General features: G+C 40.4%; 13 protein-coding genes and 1 tRNA gene. 13 read left to right on the forward strand and 1 reads right to left on the reverse strand.

Features of this window, described 5'->3' with window-relative positions; all coding sequences use genetic code 11:
• Position 1 precedes the first annotated feature (1 nt).
• The 4 genes from BVU_RS13570 (at position 2) to corA (ending at position 5003) form a co-directional block, all read left to right on the forward strand.
• The gene (locus BVU_RS13570) at positions 2-2233 is read left to right on the forward strand and encodes a DUF5703 domain-containing protein (RefSeq protein WP_005843780.1); all 2232 of its coding nucleotides are present in this window, start codon (positions 2-4) and stop codon (positions 2231-2233) included.
• A gap of 213 nt (positions 2234-2446) precedes the next feature.
• Positions 2447-3526 (forward strand): linear amide C-N hydrolase, encoded by a 1080-nt coding sequence (locus tag BVU_RS13575; RefSeq protein WP_032944961.1) that lies wholly within the window; start codon positions 2447-2449, stop codon positions 3524-3526.
• A gap of 170 nt (positions 3527-3696) precedes the next feature.
• Positions 3697-3769 (forward strand) — tRNA-Lys (locus tag BVU_RS13580).
• A 193-nt stretch (positions 3770-3962) separates the two neighbouring features.
• Positions 3963-5003 carry a magnesium/cobalt transporter CorA gene (gene corA / locus BVU_RS13585; protein WP_005843785.1) on the forward strand — a complete coding sequence of 347 codons (1041 nt, stop codon included), beginning with the start codon at positions 3963-3965 and terminating at the stop codon, positions 5001-5003.
• 24 nt (positions 5004-5027) lie between these two features.
• Here the strand turns inward: corA and BVU_RS13590 are convergent, their stop codons facing one another.
• Entirely contained in the window at positions 5028-5498 is a 471-nt protein-coding gene (locus BVU_RS13590) for an Lrp/AsnC family transcriptional regulator (RefSeq protein WP_008652383.1), read from the reverse strand.
• Between the two features lie 179 nt (positions 5499-5677).
• Here BVU_RS13590 and BVU_RS13595 point away from each other — a divergent pair, with 179 nt between their 5' ends.
• The 9 genes from BVU_RS13595 to BVU_RS13635 all read left to right on the forward strand — a co-directional run bounded on the left by BVU_RS13595 (position 5678) and on the right by BVU_RS13635 (position 15106).
• Positions 5678-6103: a hypothetical protein gene (locus tag BVU_RS13595; RefSeq protein WP_011965704.1), complete on the forward strand. Its 426-nt coding sequence runs from the start codon at positions 5678-5680 to the stop codon at positions 6101-6103.
• A 132-nt stretch (positions 6104-6235) separates the two neighbouring features.
• Positions 6236-6880 (forward strand): DedA family protein, encoded by a 645-nt coding sequence (locus BVU_RS13600; protein WP_011965705.1) that lies wholly within the window; start codon positions 6236-6238, stop codon positions 6878-6880.
• A 39-nt stretch (positions 6881-6919) separates the two neighbouring features.
• Complete coding sequence (locus BVU_RS13605) at positions 6920-7567, forward strand: DUF47 domain-containing protein (protein ID WP_011965706.1); 648 nt, start codon at positions 6920-6922, stop codon at positions 7565-7567.
• Between the two features lie 16 nt (positions 7568-7583).
• A complete protein-coding gene (locus BVU_RS13610) occupies positions 7584-8597 on the forward strand; it encodes an inorganic phosphate transporter (protein ID WP_011965707.1) in 1014 nt (337 codons plus the stop codon).
• Between the two features lie 138 nt (positions 8598-8735).
• Positions 8736-9098, forward strand: coding sequence for a hypothetical protein (locus BVU_RS13615; RefSeq protein ID WP_011965708.1), 363 nt, complete (start codon positions 8736-8738; stop codon positions 9096-9098).
• A 48-nt stretch (positions 9099-9146) separates the two neighbouring features.
• Positions 9147-11306 carry a TonB-dependent receptor gene (locus tag BVU_RS13620; protein ID WP_011965709.1) on the forward strand — a complete coding sequence of 720 codons (2160 nt, stop codon included), beginning with the start codon at positions 9147-9149 and terminating at the stop codon, positions 11304-11306.
• Positions 11303-11791 carry a DUF4625 domain-containing protein gene (locus BVU_RS13625; RefSeq protein ID WP_011965710.1) on the forward strand — a complete coding sequence of 163 codons (489 nt, stop codon included), beginning with the start codon at positions 11303-11305 and terminating at the stop codon, positions 11789-11791. Before BVU_RS13620 ends, BVU_RS13625 begins: the two co-directional genes overlap by 4 nt.
• A 267-nt stretch (positions 11792-12058) precedes the next feature.
• A complete protein-coding gene (locus BVU_RS13630) occupies positions 12059-13345 on the forward strand; it encodes an O-acetylhomoserine aminocarboxypropyltransferase/cysteine synthase family protein (protein ID WP_011965711.1) in 1287 nt (428 codons plus the stop codon).
• A gap of 261 nt (positions 13346-13606) precedes the next feature.
• A complete protein-coding gene (locus tag BVU_RS13635; RefSeq protein ID WP_016270256.1) occupies positions 13607-15106 on the forward strand; it encodes an L-lactate permease in 1500 nt (499 codons plus the stop codon).
• Positions 15107-15153 lie beyond the last annotated feature (47 nt).

Consider the following 15153-nt stretch of genomic DNA (forward strand, 5'->3'; position numbering starts at 1 on the left):
AATGAAGAATATCTTTACGTTTTTATTATTAGTATTTATTGGCGGGCAGTTTCTGTGGGGACAGCCTGCCAATCTGGTTTGGAATACTCAAAGCCGGAATGCTTCGGAGTCCATGCCTTGCGGAGGTGGTGATATCGGCATGAATGTATGGGTAGAGAATGACGATGTTCTGTTCTACCTTAGTCGTAGCGGTTCTTTTGACGAGAATAATTGTCTGTTGAAGCAGGGTCGGTTTCGTGTGAGGCTCACTCCGAACCCTTTTGCCGGAACGGCTTCTTTTCGGCAGACTCTGCATCTTAATGATGGCTATGTCAGCGTAAGTAGTGATAATGCCACTCTAATTATTTGGGTGGATGTGTTTCATCCTGTGGTACATGTTGAGGTGAAAACGAAGGAACTGACTTCCATGCGTGTGAACTTTGAAAGCTGGCGTTATGAAGATCGTCCGGTGCGTAAAGGGGAAGGGCAGCAATGCTCTTACAAATGGGTCATTCCTGATGGATTGATGACTAGGCGTGACTCTGTCTGTGTGGAAGAAGATAATTTTACTTTTTTCCATCGCAATCCTGAACGTACTATTTTTGATGTGGTAGTGGACCAGCAGGGAATGAATGAAGTGAAGGAACAACTGTATAATCCTTTGAAGAATTTGATTTTTGGGGGGCGTTTATCAGGTGATAATCTGGTTTATAACGGTACACGCCGTGGACATTATGCAGGTACTGAGTATCTGGCATGGATGTACAAAAGCAAGAAACCTACTTATAAGCAGTCTGCACGGATTGTTCTGAATACGGAACAAAGTACGGTTCCTGCATGGGAAGCATCCTTGGCCCGCACTGAGAAGGAAATAAATGTATCCAAAGACAAACAGGCTACCCGCCGTTGGTGGAATGATTTTTGGAAACGTAGCTTTATTGAGGGGGAAGGTGAAGCGGGAGATGCTATCCGTAACTATACACTGTTCCGCTATATGTTGGGATGTAACGCCTATAGTCAGTGGCCTACCAAGTTTAACGGGGGACTGTTTACTTTTGATCCTATGTATGTAGATCAGAAAATGGAATTTACCCCTGATTTCCGGAAATGGGGAGGAGGAACCATGACTGCACAGAATCAGCGTCTGGTTTATTGGCCCATGCTGAAAAGCGGTGACTTTGACTTGATGAAATCACAATTTGACTTTTATCTGCGTTTGTTGCCGACAGCCGAAGCACGTACCCGTACCTATTGGGGACATGCCGGTGCCTGTTTCACCGAACAAATGGAGAACTTCGGTCTGCCCAATCCTGCCGAGTATGGCTTTAAACGTCCTGAAAGCTATGACAGGGGGTTGGAATATAATGCATGGCTGGAATACGAATGGGATACGGTTCTTGAATTTTGTCAGATGATACTGGAAACGGCACGTTATAATGAGGCTGATATCAGCCGTTATATCCCTTTGATAGAAAGCTCACTTAATTTCTTTGATGAGCATTATCGTCAACTGGCATTACAGCGTGGACGTAAGGATTTAGATGGTAACGGCAAACTGGTGATTTATCCGGGATCGGCTTGTGAAACTTATAAGATGGCTTATAATCCATCCTCAACCATTGCCGCGCTGCGCTCTGTTTTACAAACCTACGGACGTAAACCGGACATGCTGGCACGTATTCCTGAGATCCCTTTGCGCATAGTGGATGGGAAGGAAATGATTGCTCCGGCACAGGCTTGGGAACGGGTGAACAATATAGAAACTCCCCAGCTTTATGCTGTATTTCCCTGGCGTATGTATGGAGTGGGGAAGGAAGGTCTGGAAATAGCCCGTAATACCTATCTATATGATCCCGATGCACAGAAATTCCGTTCACATATCGGATGGAAACAAGATAATATCTGGGCTGCCTGTCTGGGTATGACCGAGGAGGCTGCACAACTTACCTTAGAGAAAATGGCAAACGGGCCTCATCGTTTCCCTGCTTTTTGGGGACCGGGCTATGACTGGACGCCTGATCATAACTGGGGAGGCAGCGGTATGATAGGTATGCAGGAAATGCTGTTGCAGGAAGCCGATGGAAAGATTTTATTGTTTCCTGCTTGGCCCAAAGATTGGGATGTGCATTTCAAATTGCATGCTACAGGACAGACTACTGTAGAGGCTGTTCTAAAAGGGGGGACGGTGGTTGGCTTGACCGTATTACCTAAAGAACGGGAGAAAGATGTAGTAAATTGTTTGCTGAATAAATAATTTAAGGGTAAGGAGGTGTGTTTTGTAAATTCACCTCCTACTTCTTTGTATATACTCGATTGGGAACTTGTCACTCCTTTTGTTTTTCTATTCTTATCTATTTGTATGGCAATCAGTGCCGGAACATTGTTTGATGGCTTTGGTTATCTTTGTTGAGTAAACAAGAACTAAAATGTCCGATGCTTTGTTCTTACTATCATAAATAGATTTAAAATGGTTATGAAAAAGATTTTGATAGCTTTGGCCTTATTGCTGACAGGCATTGCAAGCGGATCGGCATGTACCGGTATTTCATTCCTCGCTGAAGATGGCGGATATGTGCAGGCACGTACTATAGAGTGGGGGAACAGTTATCTTCCGAGTGAATATGTTATTGTTCCCAGAGGACAGGATTTGGTATCTTATACTCCAACGGGTGTAAATGGCTTGAGATTTCGGGCTAAATATGGTCTGGTAGGACTGGCTATCATTCAGAAAGAGTTTGTGGCTGAAGGACTGAATGAAGTAGGGCTTTCGGCTGGATTGTTTTATTTTCCCCATTATGGGAAGTATGAAGAATATGATGAGGCTCAAAATGCAATTACTTTGTCGGATTTGCAGGTGGTGAACTGGATGCTTTCCCAATTTGCTACTATAGACGAAGTGAGAGAAGCTATAGAAGGGGTGAAGGTGGTGTCTCTTGATAAACCTGGTAAAAGTTCTACGGTACATTGGCGCATTGGCGATGCTAAAGGAAATCAAATGGTGTTGGAATTTGTAGGTGGTGTTCCTTATTTTTATGAAAATAAAGTAGGAGTACTCACCAATTCTCCCGATTTTCCATGGCAGGTGATTAACTTGAATAATTATGTAAATCTATATCCGGGAGCTGTCACTCCACAGCAATGGGGTGGGGTGACTATTTTCCCTTTTGGCGCAGGTGCCGGATTTCATGGTATTCCGGGGGATGTAACTCCTCCATCCCGTTTTGTTCGTGTAGCGTTTTATAAGGCAACAGCTCCGGTGTGTCCTACAGCGTATGACGCTATATTACAAAGCTTTCATATCCTGAATAATTTTGATATTCCTATTGGTATAGAATATGCGTTAGGGAAAGCACCTGATATTCCTAGTGCCACACAATGGACTTCGGCTATTGATTTGACAAACAGGAAAGTGTATTATAAAACAGCATACAATAACAATATTCGTTGTATTAGTATGAAGAAGATTGATTTTGATAAAGTGAAGTATCAGTCGTATCCATTGGATAAGGAGTTGAAACAGCCTGTAGAAGAGATTATTGTGAAATAGTGTAAGGGCTTGGAAACTGTTGGCGGAAGTACATGGAAGTTTTAATTGCAATGAATGAATAATGGATAAAATGCATTTTTTTAGAAAAAAGTTCTAGAAATGTTTGCAGATACAAAAATAAACTGTACCTTTGCACTCGCAATTCGGAAGAATAGCAATAATAAAGGATTGATTCGCTAGCTCAGCAGGTAGAGCACAACACTTTTAATGTTGGGGTCTTGGGTTCGAGCCCCAAGCGGATCACTTGAAAATCAGAGAGTTACACTAAAGTAGCTCTCTTTTTTTATGCCCAAATTGTGCTGGTTTACATGGTTCAGTTAAACCGAGAGTTAAACGGGGATCAGTTTGAAAACTTGGGGGAATCTTTTCTTTTTTGTAGAGAACACAGTTGAACTTTTAAAAAAGAATTATATTTGTATTATTCATTACTGAAACTATGGCGAAGAATAATTTACTAAGTGAGCAACTTGCTTATATTGGTGTCAGTTGTACCCCTACGCATCTGCATTTGTGCAGTTATAATGCTGAAAGTATTTGTATGAAGGATGGGAAAGATATAGATAGTTTAATCCCTTATTTGAATAAGAATGCTATAAACTGGATACAAATTCATGGCTTTCAGAATACGGAGGTCATACAGCATGTCTGTCAGAATTTTAATGTCGACTTTTTGACGATACAAGATATTTTGAACTCCGACCATCAGACCAAGATAGAACAGCATGATACATATAATGTAGTGATTTTGAAGTTACTTTTTTCTAATGATGATGGCTATGTACCACAACAAATAGCCATTGTGCAAGGTGGAAATTATCTGTTGACTTTTATGGAAAAGGAAACAGACTTTCTGAATGATATAAATACGGCATTGGAAAAGAATGTGTTGAAAATACGTAGCCGGCAGTCTGATTTCCTGCTCAGTGTTATTCTAAACAGTGTGATGGCCAGCTTTATATCCATTATTTCGGAATTGGAAGACGGATTAGAGGATTTAGAAGAGCAATTGCTTTCGCCGGAACAGGCTGATATGCTCGGTATTGAAAATATACAGCAATACCGCCGTAATTTTCGTGTAATAAAGAAATGTATTTTACCATTAAAGGAGGAAATCAGCAAGTTGTTGCATCCGATCGATAATGATTTGTTGCACAAAGCAAGCCGTCCTTTCTTTAATGATGTCAATGATCATTTGCAGTTTGTATTGCAAACTTTAGATGGTTGCCGTGACATGATTTCAGCTTTGGTAGATATTTACCTTTCCAATAATGACCGACGGATGAACAGCATCATGAAACAGCTGACTGTTGTTTCTACTATATTTATTCCGTTGACTTTTCTGGCAGGAATCTGGGGAATGAATTTCCAATGGATGCCTGAACTGGGATGGCGGTATGGCTATGTATTTGCATGGACATTGATGTTGATACTAGTAGCAGTTATCTACTTCTATTTTAAGCGTAAAAAATGGTATTGATGAGAGAGGATGGATGGGATTTACTTAAATGTGAATCCCATATTCATGTTTTACTTCATTCATTACAAAGGTGCTTTCCAGTGAACCCAAACTGTCAATCGTGCCCAAGACATTGAGGATAAATTCCTGATAATACTTCATATTAGGGGAGTGTATTTTAAGCAAATAGTCATAACTGCCTGATATGTTGTAGCACTCTGTTACTTCAGGGATATCCTGAATTATCCGTGTAAATTCCGCAGCAATGTCCCGGTTCAGTCTTCTTAGCTTGACACTGCAAAATACCACGAAGCCTTGGTTTAGTTTCTCAGCGTCCAATACAGCGATATATTTTTTTATATATCCTCCATTTTCCAATCGTTTGAGGCGTTCGAACACCGGAGTGGAGGAAAGGCTTACCCGTGCAGCCAGTTCTTTGGTGGTCAGTCGGGCATTTTCTTGCAAGGTACGTAGTATCTGCAAATCTACTTTGTCAAGTTTCTCTAAAGTACTCATAGAATAATATTTTTTCAAGAGGTTCATATCTGTTAATACAAATATATTGCATTTATTTTAGATTCCGGAGAATTTTCGGGAAATGTAGTACAGGGTTATATTCTTTTTTTGCCGGAGAATGCAAGAAAAGGGCAGAATGATTTTATCTCTCAAAAATACTTTTTATCTTTGCAGTTGCTATGACAAAGTATATATATCTTTTTTATATCTTGTTAGGTGTATGCCTGTTGGCGGGCTTTGGTTCCGCATTTGATAGCGGACAGGAGCACGATGTAGTTCGTACAGTTGGTTTGGAAAACAGTGCGGTGGCGCTGTGCAACATATCTGAAAGCAATAACGGGCAGGAAAAAAAAGAGATAAATAATGAAAGCTACCATTTTTATAAAGTCGGTATCGGCGGTACAGCTACCTCTTTTTCTTTTCGCACCTTGTGCTCTTCTAAAATTCTGCGAACTCATTCCTCTGCTTCCGTCATAGCCAAGTTGGCCAGATTCTTGAAAGTACTTCTTCCTGAAGAAAAGCAAATTTCTTTTTCACCTATTCTTTATTTTACTCAATATTCCTGTGAATACTATATTTATCAGTTGAGGCGTATTCTTATTTAGTTTATTTTTTCTTCTCGGCAAGGTCTGTTTTTTATATCTTACATTTTTTTGTTTTTATATTTTCATAATGGGAACTGGGGTGGATGCTTGTTCCTTTTATGAACGGTGTTATATGTTAATAACTAATATATAATGGAATTTTTATTGGACTTTATACTTCACATTGACCAATATATGATAGATATTGTTCAAGAATATCATACTTGGGCTTATGTCATACTGTTTATAATCATTTTTTGCGAAACGGGATTGGTTGTCACTCCATTCCTCCCCGGAGATTCTTTGCTTTTTGTCGCGGGAGCTATTTCGGCTTTGCCCGATATGCCTTTGGAAGTTAATATTCTCGCTTTGGTTTTATTTCTTTCAGCTGTGCTGGGCGATTCCTGTAATTATATGATAGGACACTTTTTTGGAAATAAACTTTTCAATAATCCCGATTCCCGTATATTTAAGCAAAGTCATTTGGAAAAAACACATGAATTTTATAAAAAATACGGAGGAAAGACCATCATTATTGCCCGTTTTGTACCTATAGTCCGTACATTTGCTCCTTTTGTAGCAGGTATGGGCAAAATGCATTATTATTATTTTATGGTGTATAATCTGATAGGGGGAGCTTTGTGGGTTGGTATTTTCTGTTATGCCGGTTATTTTTTCGGTGATCTTCCATTTGTACAGAAAAATCTGAAATTGCTGATTGTGGCTATTATTGTCGTTTCTATATTGCCTGCCGTTATAGAAGTAGGCAGGAATAAGTGGAAAACTCGCCATTACTAAAATCAAACATATCAAAAACAATTTATTCAAATTACATTTATGAAAAATTCTTTTTTTAGTCGATTTACACCTCAAGAACCTAAGTTTTTCCCTATGTTGAAACGTTTGTCTGAAATCCTGACCTCATCATCGGATTTATTGGTAGAAAGCATGCAGCATGATAAGCCGGAAGAGAGAGAAGACTATTACAAACGCATCAAAGATATGGAACGTGAAGGTGACAAGCAGACTCATTTAATTTTTGACGAATTGGGAAAAACTTTCATAACCCCTTTTGATCGTGAGGATATTCACGATTTGGCATCAACTATGGATGATGTAATAGATGGGATTAACAGTTGCGCCAAACGTATCACGATCTATAATCCCCATCCCATTGCTAATAGTGGAAAAGAGTTGAGTTTGTTGATACAGCAAGCGGCTGTTTATATAAGTAAGGCAATGGACGAATTGGAAATTTTCCGTAAAAAGCCTACTGAATTAAGAGTATGTTGTACAAAATTGCATGACATAGAGAATCAGGCGGATGATGTATATGAACTCTTTGTTAAGAAACTATTTGAGGAAGAAAAGGATTGCATAGAACTGATTAAGATCAAGGAGATAATGCATGAATTGGAGAAAACGACCGATGCGGCAGAACGGGTAGGAAAAATCTTGAGAAACCTGATTGTGAAATACGCATAAAAGCAGAAGGTACAATATGGAATTATTAGTGATTATTATTACTTTGGCTTTGATTTTTGACTATATTAACGGATTTCATGATGCAGCCAATTCAATAGCCACCATTGTGTCAACCAAGGTTCTTACTCCGTTCCAAGCGGTGATATGGGCGGCATTTTTTAATTTTGTTGCATTCTTTATTGCTAAATGTATAATCGGAGGGTTCGGAATAGCCAATACTGTATCCAAGACAGTAGTGGAACAGTATATTTCCTTGCCGATTATTCTTTCGGGGGTTATTGCAGCTATTGTCTGGAATCTGTTTACATGGTGGAAGGGGATTCCTTCTTCTTCTTCGCATACGCTGATCGGAGGTTTTGCCGGTGCTGCTATTATGGCTCATGGTTTTGATGCCATTCAGCTCAATATTATTTTGAAGATTGCTGTTTTTATCTTTTTGGCACCATTTATAGGGATGGTTGTTGCTTTTGGATTTACGTTGCTTGTCCTTCACATTTGTCGTCGTGCACATCCGAATACGGCTGAGATGTGGTTTAAGAAATTGCAGCTTGTTTCTTCGGCTTTGTTCAGTATAGGGCATGGACTGAATGATTCCCAGAAGGTAATGGGTATTATTGCTGCTGCCCTGATCGCTGCTCATTCGGAAGGGTTAAGAATGGGAATAAATAGTATCAATGATTTGCCGGATTGGGTGGCATTTTCTTGTTTTACTGCCATTTCTTTAGGAACGATGTCAGGCGGATGGAAGATTGTGAAAACCATGGGAACTAAGATTACCAAAGTAACTCCTTTGGAGGGAGTTGTTGCGGAAACTGCTGGCGCATTTACATTGTATCTGACAGAATATTTGAAAATACCTGTAAGTACAACCCACACCATTACAGGAGCTATTATCGGAGTGGGTGCTACTAAGCGTCTTTCAGCCGTCCGATGGGGAATAACAAGAAGCCTGATGACGGCTTGGGTGTTGACTATTCCTGTCAGTGGAATATTGGCCGCTGTTATTTACGGAGTGGTTACTCTTTTTTAGAATGACCGGATTGTAGGCTGTTCTAGAAAATAAAGATCTGTCGTGACCGAGGTGACTGGGAAGTTACCTCGGTTTTGTATACATACCCATTTGTAGGTAAAAAGTGGATGAAACTAATAATAAATATAAAATGTTATTGTGAGTTTGTTATTTGTTTCTATTTTTGTAGTGGTCTTACTGAACACAAAAATGAGAGAAAACGCAAAAGGCAGGATTTTTATAGCATGGCTGTTGTTAATGACGCTTATGCCATTTTTCATGGTGAAGACTTTTCACCACCATGAAGAAGATGCCGTTTGCCATTCTGATAGTGGGAATTCTCATGATTCCTCTCATCAGTGTCCCGTGTGCAATTTCACACTTTCACCTTTTACACAAGTTGAAACATTACAACTTCATATTGTTCTTCCGGTTTTTGATTATCAGCCGAAAATAACAGTGGATAAGGTTTGCCAGGTTAAATCTTATCCTTATTATCTGCGTGCACCTCCCGTTTGCTGATTCACATAGTATCTTTTATTTATTCACAACATCAAATGATTGTAATTTATGCGTATCAGATATGTTTCGGGTACGCTGGGAATGTTTTTTACCTTGTTTTCAAATGCACAGGTAGTTTCTGATACGATTAAAAGTGTGGATTTATCCGAAGTGGTGGTGACTGGATCTTACCGACATGCTCAGGAGAAAAAGACTACCCTGACACTCGAGTTGTTTCAGAAAGATTATTTGAACCGGCATTTTACCGGTAATTTGGTACAGACTTTGAAAAATGTTCCCGGTGTACACTCGATGGATATTGGTGCGGGATTCTCCAAACCTATGATTCGTGGTTTGGGATTCAACCGTATTGCCGTATCCGAAAATGGAATAAAACAAGAGGGGCAACAATGGGGGGCCGACCATGGACTGGAAATTGATGCTTTTAATGTAGACGAGGTACGGATTCTGAAAGGTCCGTCTTCACTGCTCTACGGCAGTGATGCGATGGGAGGTGTCATCGAAATCCTTCCTTTGCTTCCACAAAAAGAGAACCGATTTTTTGGTGAGGCTGCCTTATTGGGAAAATCAGTGAACGGCACTGTGGGCGGTTCACTGATGCTAGGTATTGAGAAGAATGCATGGCTGGTCAGAGTACGTTTTTCAGAACAGCACTATGGAGATTATCATGTACCGGTCGATACCATTGTATATCTTACCCAGTTGGTGCCTGTTTACGGTCGTAAGCTGAAAAACACCGCTGGGTTCGAGCGCAATGTTTCTGTCATGGGAGATTATAGAAAGAAGTTTTATCAGATGAATATTGCTGTGAGCAATGTTTATCAGAAGATGGGCTTCTTTCTCGGTGCTCATGGCATTCCTGATATTTCCCGTTTGGAGGATGATGAGAACAGCCGTAATATTGAATTGCCTTATAGCAAAGTGAACCATCTTAAAGTAACCACGCATCAACAGTATCTTTGGAATGGGATACAACTTTCAGGTGATTTCGGCTATCAGTTCAATCATCGGGAGGAATGGAGTGCTTTCCATACCCATTATGACACTCAGATGATGCCTGCAAAGGATCCGGATAGGGAACTGGTGTTCAAACTGCATACATTCAGCTCCTCTCTGAAGCTGCGGTTGTCCAGCTCTTCTTCCTGGGAGCATATGGCAGGGTGGAATATGCAGATACAGAAAAATGCGATTGGCGGATATTCTTTTCTGCTACCGGAATACAAGCGTTTTACTACCGGAGCTTTTTGGCTGACGACTTTCCGATTGGATAATCAGTTGTCTGTAACTGGTGGGATACGTTATGATCGGGGAAGGATTGATATAGCGGCATTCGAAGATCCTTATTTGGTGGAGTATCTGCACAGACAGGGATATGAAGAAGAGGTAATACAGGCATATCGTTGGCGAAGTTATCCGGTGGACAGGGCTTATGGTAATTATTCCTGTTCGGCGGGAGTAGTGTGGACACCCGCTGCCGGTCATCTTCTGAAGATGAATGTGGGACGTAGCTTCCGTTTGCCGGGAGTCAATGAATTAGCATCCAACGGAGTGCATCACGGAACTTTCCGTCATGAAAAAGGGGATGCCACTCTTTCTTCGGAACAAGGATGGCAGATTGATGCTTCCTATACCTTGGCTTATAAAAAAATGGAACTGGTTGTTTCATCTTTTGCCAGTTGGTTTGATAATTATATTTATTTGCGCCCTATGGGAGAATGGTCTGTATTGCCCCATGCTGGACAGATTTATCAATATAGTGGCGCACGTGCTTTGTTCATGGGTGGTGAGATAAATTTCAATATGGATTTTCTACGCCATTTTAATTATCGTTTAGTCGGTGAGTATGTCTATACTTATAATCGTGACGAACATACGGCTTTAAGTTTTTCACCTCCTGTATCCATGCGTAATATTCTGACATGGAATAAAAAGGATTTTCAGTTGTATGCTGAACTTCAAAGTATAGCTTCGCAGAACCGTATAGCGAGGAATGAAGACCGCACACCCGGAGCTTGTTTGATTCATCTGGGTGGAAGTATTCATATACCTATGGCCAAGGCGGATATTGAAATATCTTTGGGCATTCGTAATTTGTCGGATGTGAAATATTACAATCATTTGAGTTTTTATAGGAAAGTGGAAATCCCTGAACCGGGAAGAAGCTTTCAGATTTCGATTAAAGTACCATTTAAACAATTATTAAAATGAAAACAAAATTTTATTTTCTTGTAATCAGCTTTTTGGCTATATGCTCTGTTTGTCTGCCTGCGTGTGATAATGATGAAAAAGGGGATGTAACAAAGCCCGTGATCGATTTGATAGAACCCGAAGAGGGAGCGGTGTTGAAAATTGGTAATGGGAAAGGGGTACATTTTGAAATGAATCTGTCAGATGATGTGATGTTGAGATCGTATAAAATCAATATTCATAATAATTTTGACCACCACGGACATGATTCCCGGGCAGCCGGAGAGAAAAACACAGCTTTTACTTTTGACAAGGTATATGATGTTTCCGGTTTGAAGAATACAAAAGTACATCATCATGATATTGTTATTCCGGCCGATGCTGCTCCCGGAGATTATCATCTGATGGTATGGTGTACCGATGCGGCGGGCAATCAGACAGAAGTGGCTCGTAATATTGTCTTGAGTGCGGATGGAGGTACTGAAACGGAACATGATCATGAGTGATTTTTTGTATTAATCGTATTGTGTGTATTAATTGTCTGGTGGCGGTCGATGTGAATCGGCCGTCACTTTATTTTGTTAGATGTCGCCAAAGAATAATTTTCTTCCAGGAGGTAATAATCCGTTTGTAAATAGAATATTTGTTCTATAAATAGTGATAATTGTAGCTCTATTTTCTTTATTTTTAGTATATCTTGTTTGATATAACTGCCTTTAATACCTTTGCAACAGGTAAAAACAGAAATATATAACTTTAAAAAGATAAAGATTATGGCTACAAAAAAATTACATTTCGAAACATTACAACTTCACGTAGGACAGGAACAGCCAGACCCGGCTACGGATGCTCGTGCAGTTCCTATTTATCAGACTACATCTTATGTATTTCATAACTCGGCACATGCAGCCGCACGTTTTGGTTTACAAGATCCGGGTAATATTTATGGGCGTCTGACTAATTCCACACAAGGTGTTTTTGAACAACGTGTGGCTGCATTGGAAGGGGGAGTGGCAGGACTTGCGGTAGCTTCCGGGGCTGCTGCCATTACTTATGCGTTTCAGAACATTACTCGTGCAGGTGATCATGTTGTAGCTGCAAAGACTATTTACGGAGGTACTTATAACCTGCTGGCGCATACGTTGCCGACTTATGGTGTGACTGCTACATTTGTGGACCCTGGTGATCTTTCTAATTTTGAGAAAGCTATTCAGGAGAATACAAAGGCGGTGTTTATCGAGACTTTGGGGAATCCTAATTCGAATATTATAGATATAGAGGCTGTGGCGGAAATAGCACATCGCCATCACATACCTTTGATTATTGATAACACTTTTGGTACTCCTTATCTGATTCGTCCCATCGAGCACGGAGCAGATATTGTGGTACATTCCGCTACAAAATTTATTGGTGGCCATGGAACTTCACTGGGTGGCGTGATTGTTGATTCAGGTAAATTTGACTGGGTGGCATCAGGTAAATTCCCTCAACTGACAGAATCGGATCCTTGCTATCATGGGGTGCGTTTTGTAGAGGCGGCAGGTCCGGCTGCTTATGCTGTCCGTATTCGTGCTATTTTATTGCGTGATACCGGTGCAACTATCAGTCCGTTTAATGCTTTTATTCTGTTGCAGGGATTGGAGACACTTTCATTGCGTGTGGAACGTCATGTAGAGAATGCGTTGAAAGTGGTGGAGCATTTGAAAAATCATCCGAAGATCAAGAAAGTAAATCACCCTTCCTTGCCGGAACATCCTGACCATGCTCTGTATCAGCGTTATTTCCCCAATGGAGCTAGTTCTATTTTCACTATCGAAGTGAAAGGTGGTCAGGAAGAAGCACATCGTTTCATCGATAGTTTGGAAATCTTTTCTTTATTGGCCAATGTCGCCGATGTGAAGTCATTGGTTATCCATCCTGCCAGTACCACTCACTCCCAGTTGAATGCGGAAGAATTGGCGGAACAGGGTATTTATCCGGGGACAGTGCGTTTATCAATAGGTACGGAACATATAGATGATTTGCTGGCCGATTTGGATCAGGCATTAGCTGGAATTTAATAAGATATATTAATAGAATAAGGAATATTACTACAATATAAAATCAATATATGGATAAGAAGTGTATGCCGGAGGTTTGTGTAAAGATACATTATACATGCTTCTGGCATTACTTTATTTTTACTGATAAAAAAGGATAGATCATTAATCCAAATAGGATTCTTTTTTGTTATTAAAAAAAGAATTTTTGCGGAAGTGGGGTTTCAAAGGCTTAATTTAAGAGTTTATGGATACCGTTTCTTTAACTTAAATACAATGGTTATGAATCTAGTCCTTGCTATTATTCCGGTATTGCTATTAATTATCCTGATGGCGTTTTTTAAAATGTCCGGTGACAAAAGTAGTGTGATTTCCCTTGTCGTTACTATGCTGATTGCTTTTTTCGGCTTTCATTTTCCGGTAAACGATTTGCTGTCTTCTTTTCTGTATGGTGCATTGAAAGCTGTTTCTCCTATTCTGATTATTATTTTGATGGCGATATTCAGCTATAATGTTTTATTGAAGACTGAAAAAATGGAGATTATCAAGCAACAGTTTTCTTCTATTTCTACCGATAAAAGTATTCAGGTATTGCTGTTGACATGGGGATTTGGCGGCTTGCTTGAAGCTATGGCAGGATTTGGTACGGCAGTGGCTATACCGGCGGCGATTCTTGTCAGTCTCGGATTCAAACCGGTCTTTTCGGCAACAGTCAGTTTGATTGCCAATAGTGTGGCTACTGCTTTTGGGGCTATTGGTACACCGGTCTTGGTATTGGCGAAAGAAACGAATCTGGATGTATTGGTGCTAAGCGCCAATGTCGTGTTGCAGCTTTCGGTACTGATGTTTCTCATTCCTTTCGTATTGCTGTTCCTGACCGATTCGAAATTAAAATCCTTACCTAAAAATATTTTCCTGTCTTTGTTGGTCGGTGGTGTCTCATTAGGCAGCCAGTATATTGCCGCCCGCTATATGGGGGCGGAGTCTCCGGCTATTATTGGAAGTATTTTATCTATCATTGTTATTGTAGCCTATGGCAAACTGACTGCTTCTAAAGAGGAAAAAGCAAGGAAAAGCACATTGAAAGGGCTAGAGGTACTGAACGCGTGGAGTATCTATCTTCTTATCTTGTTCTTGATTGTTCTGACTAGTCCGTTGTTTCCCGGTTTACGTACAACACTTGAAAATAATTGGGTGACCCGTATCAGTCTTCCGATTAATGATTCAACTATGAATTATACGGTTTCTTGGCTGACCCATGCGGGAGTTTTACTTTTTGTAGGCACGTTTGTCGGCGGGCTGATACAGGGAGCCAAGATATGGGAGCTGTTTGCTGTACTCTGGAATACGGTAAAGCAGTTAAAGAAAACTTTTATCACGGTAATTTGTCTGGTGAGTTTGTCCACTATCATGGATACGGCAGGTATGATTTCAGTTATAGCCACTGCTTTGGCAGTTGCTACAGGAAGTCTTTATCCGTTGTTTGCCCCTGTTATAGGTTGCCTGGGTACCTTTATTACGGGCAGTGACACTTCTTCAAATATTTTGTTCGGCAAATTACAGGCTAATGTGGCCGGGCATATTCAAGTAAGTCCCGACTGGTTGTCGGCAGCCAATACGGTGGGGGCGACAGGTGGAAAAATAATTTCTCCGCAAAGTATCGCTATTGCCACTTCTGCCGGAAACCAACAGGGAAAAGAAGGAGAAATCCTAAAATCCGCCATTCCATATGCATTGGCGTATGTGTTGATAACCGGAGTGATTGTTTATATTTTCAGCTGATAATCGTTTGTAAATTCAAGAGGGCGTTTTAATATTGCCTGTTATGG

The organism is Phocaeicola vulgatus ATCC 8482 (assembly GCF_000012825.1).
GTDB classification, from domain to species: Bacteria; Bacteroidota; Bacteroidia; order Bacteroidales; family Bacteroidaceae; genus Phocaeicola; species Phocaeicola vulgatus.

Excerpts from the sequence above, each read along its gene's own strand:
- BVU_RS13570 (WP_005843780.1), top strand. The coding sequence starts at position 2 with ATGAAGAATATCTTTACGTTTTTATTATTAGTATTTATTGGCGGGCAG.
- BVU_RS13575 (WP_032944961.1), top strand. The coding sequence starts at position 2,447 with ATGGTTATGAAAAAGATTTTGATAGCTTTGGCCTTATTGCTGACAGGC.
- corA (WP_005843785.1), top strand. The coding sequence starts at position 3,963 with ATGGCGAAGAATAATTTACTAAGTGAGCAACTTGCTTATATTGGTGTC.
- BVU_RS13590 (WP_008652383.1), bottom strand. The coding sequence starts at position 5,498 with ATGAGTACTTTAGAGAAACTTGACAAAGTAGATTTGCAGATACTACGT.
- BVU_RS13595 (WP_011965704.1), top strand. The coding sequence starts at position 5,678 with ATGACAAAGTATATATATCTTTTTTATATCTTGTTAGGTGTATGCCTG.
- BVU_RS13600 (WP_011965705.1), top strand. The coding sequence starts at position 6,236 with ATGGAATTTTTATTGGACTTTATACTTCACATTGACCAATATATGATA.
- BVU_RS13605 (WP_011965706.1), top strand. The coding sequence starts at position 6,920 with ATGAAAAATTCTTTTTTTAGTCGATTTACACCTCAAGAACCTAAGTTT.
- BVU_RS13610 (WP_011965707.1), top strand. The coding sequence starts at position 7,584 with ATGGAATTATTAGTGATTATTATTACTTTGGCTTTGATTTTTGACTAT.
- BVU_RS13620 (WP_011965709.1), top strand. The coding sequence starts at position 9,147 with ATGCGTATCAGATATGTTTCGGGTACGCTGGGAATGTTTTTTACCTTG.
- BVU_RS13625 (WP_011965710.1), top strand. The coding sequence starts at position 11,303 with ATGAAAACAAAATTTTATTTTCTTGTAATCAGCTTTTTGGCTATATGC.
- BVU_RS13630 (WP_011965711.1), top strand. The coding sequence starts at position 12,059 with ATGGCTACAAAAAAATTACATTTCGAAACATTACAACTTCACGTAGGA.
- BVU_RS13635 (WP_016270256.1), top strand. The coding sequence starts at position 13,607 with ATGAATCTAGTCCTTGCTATTATTCCGGTATTGCTATTAATTATCCTG.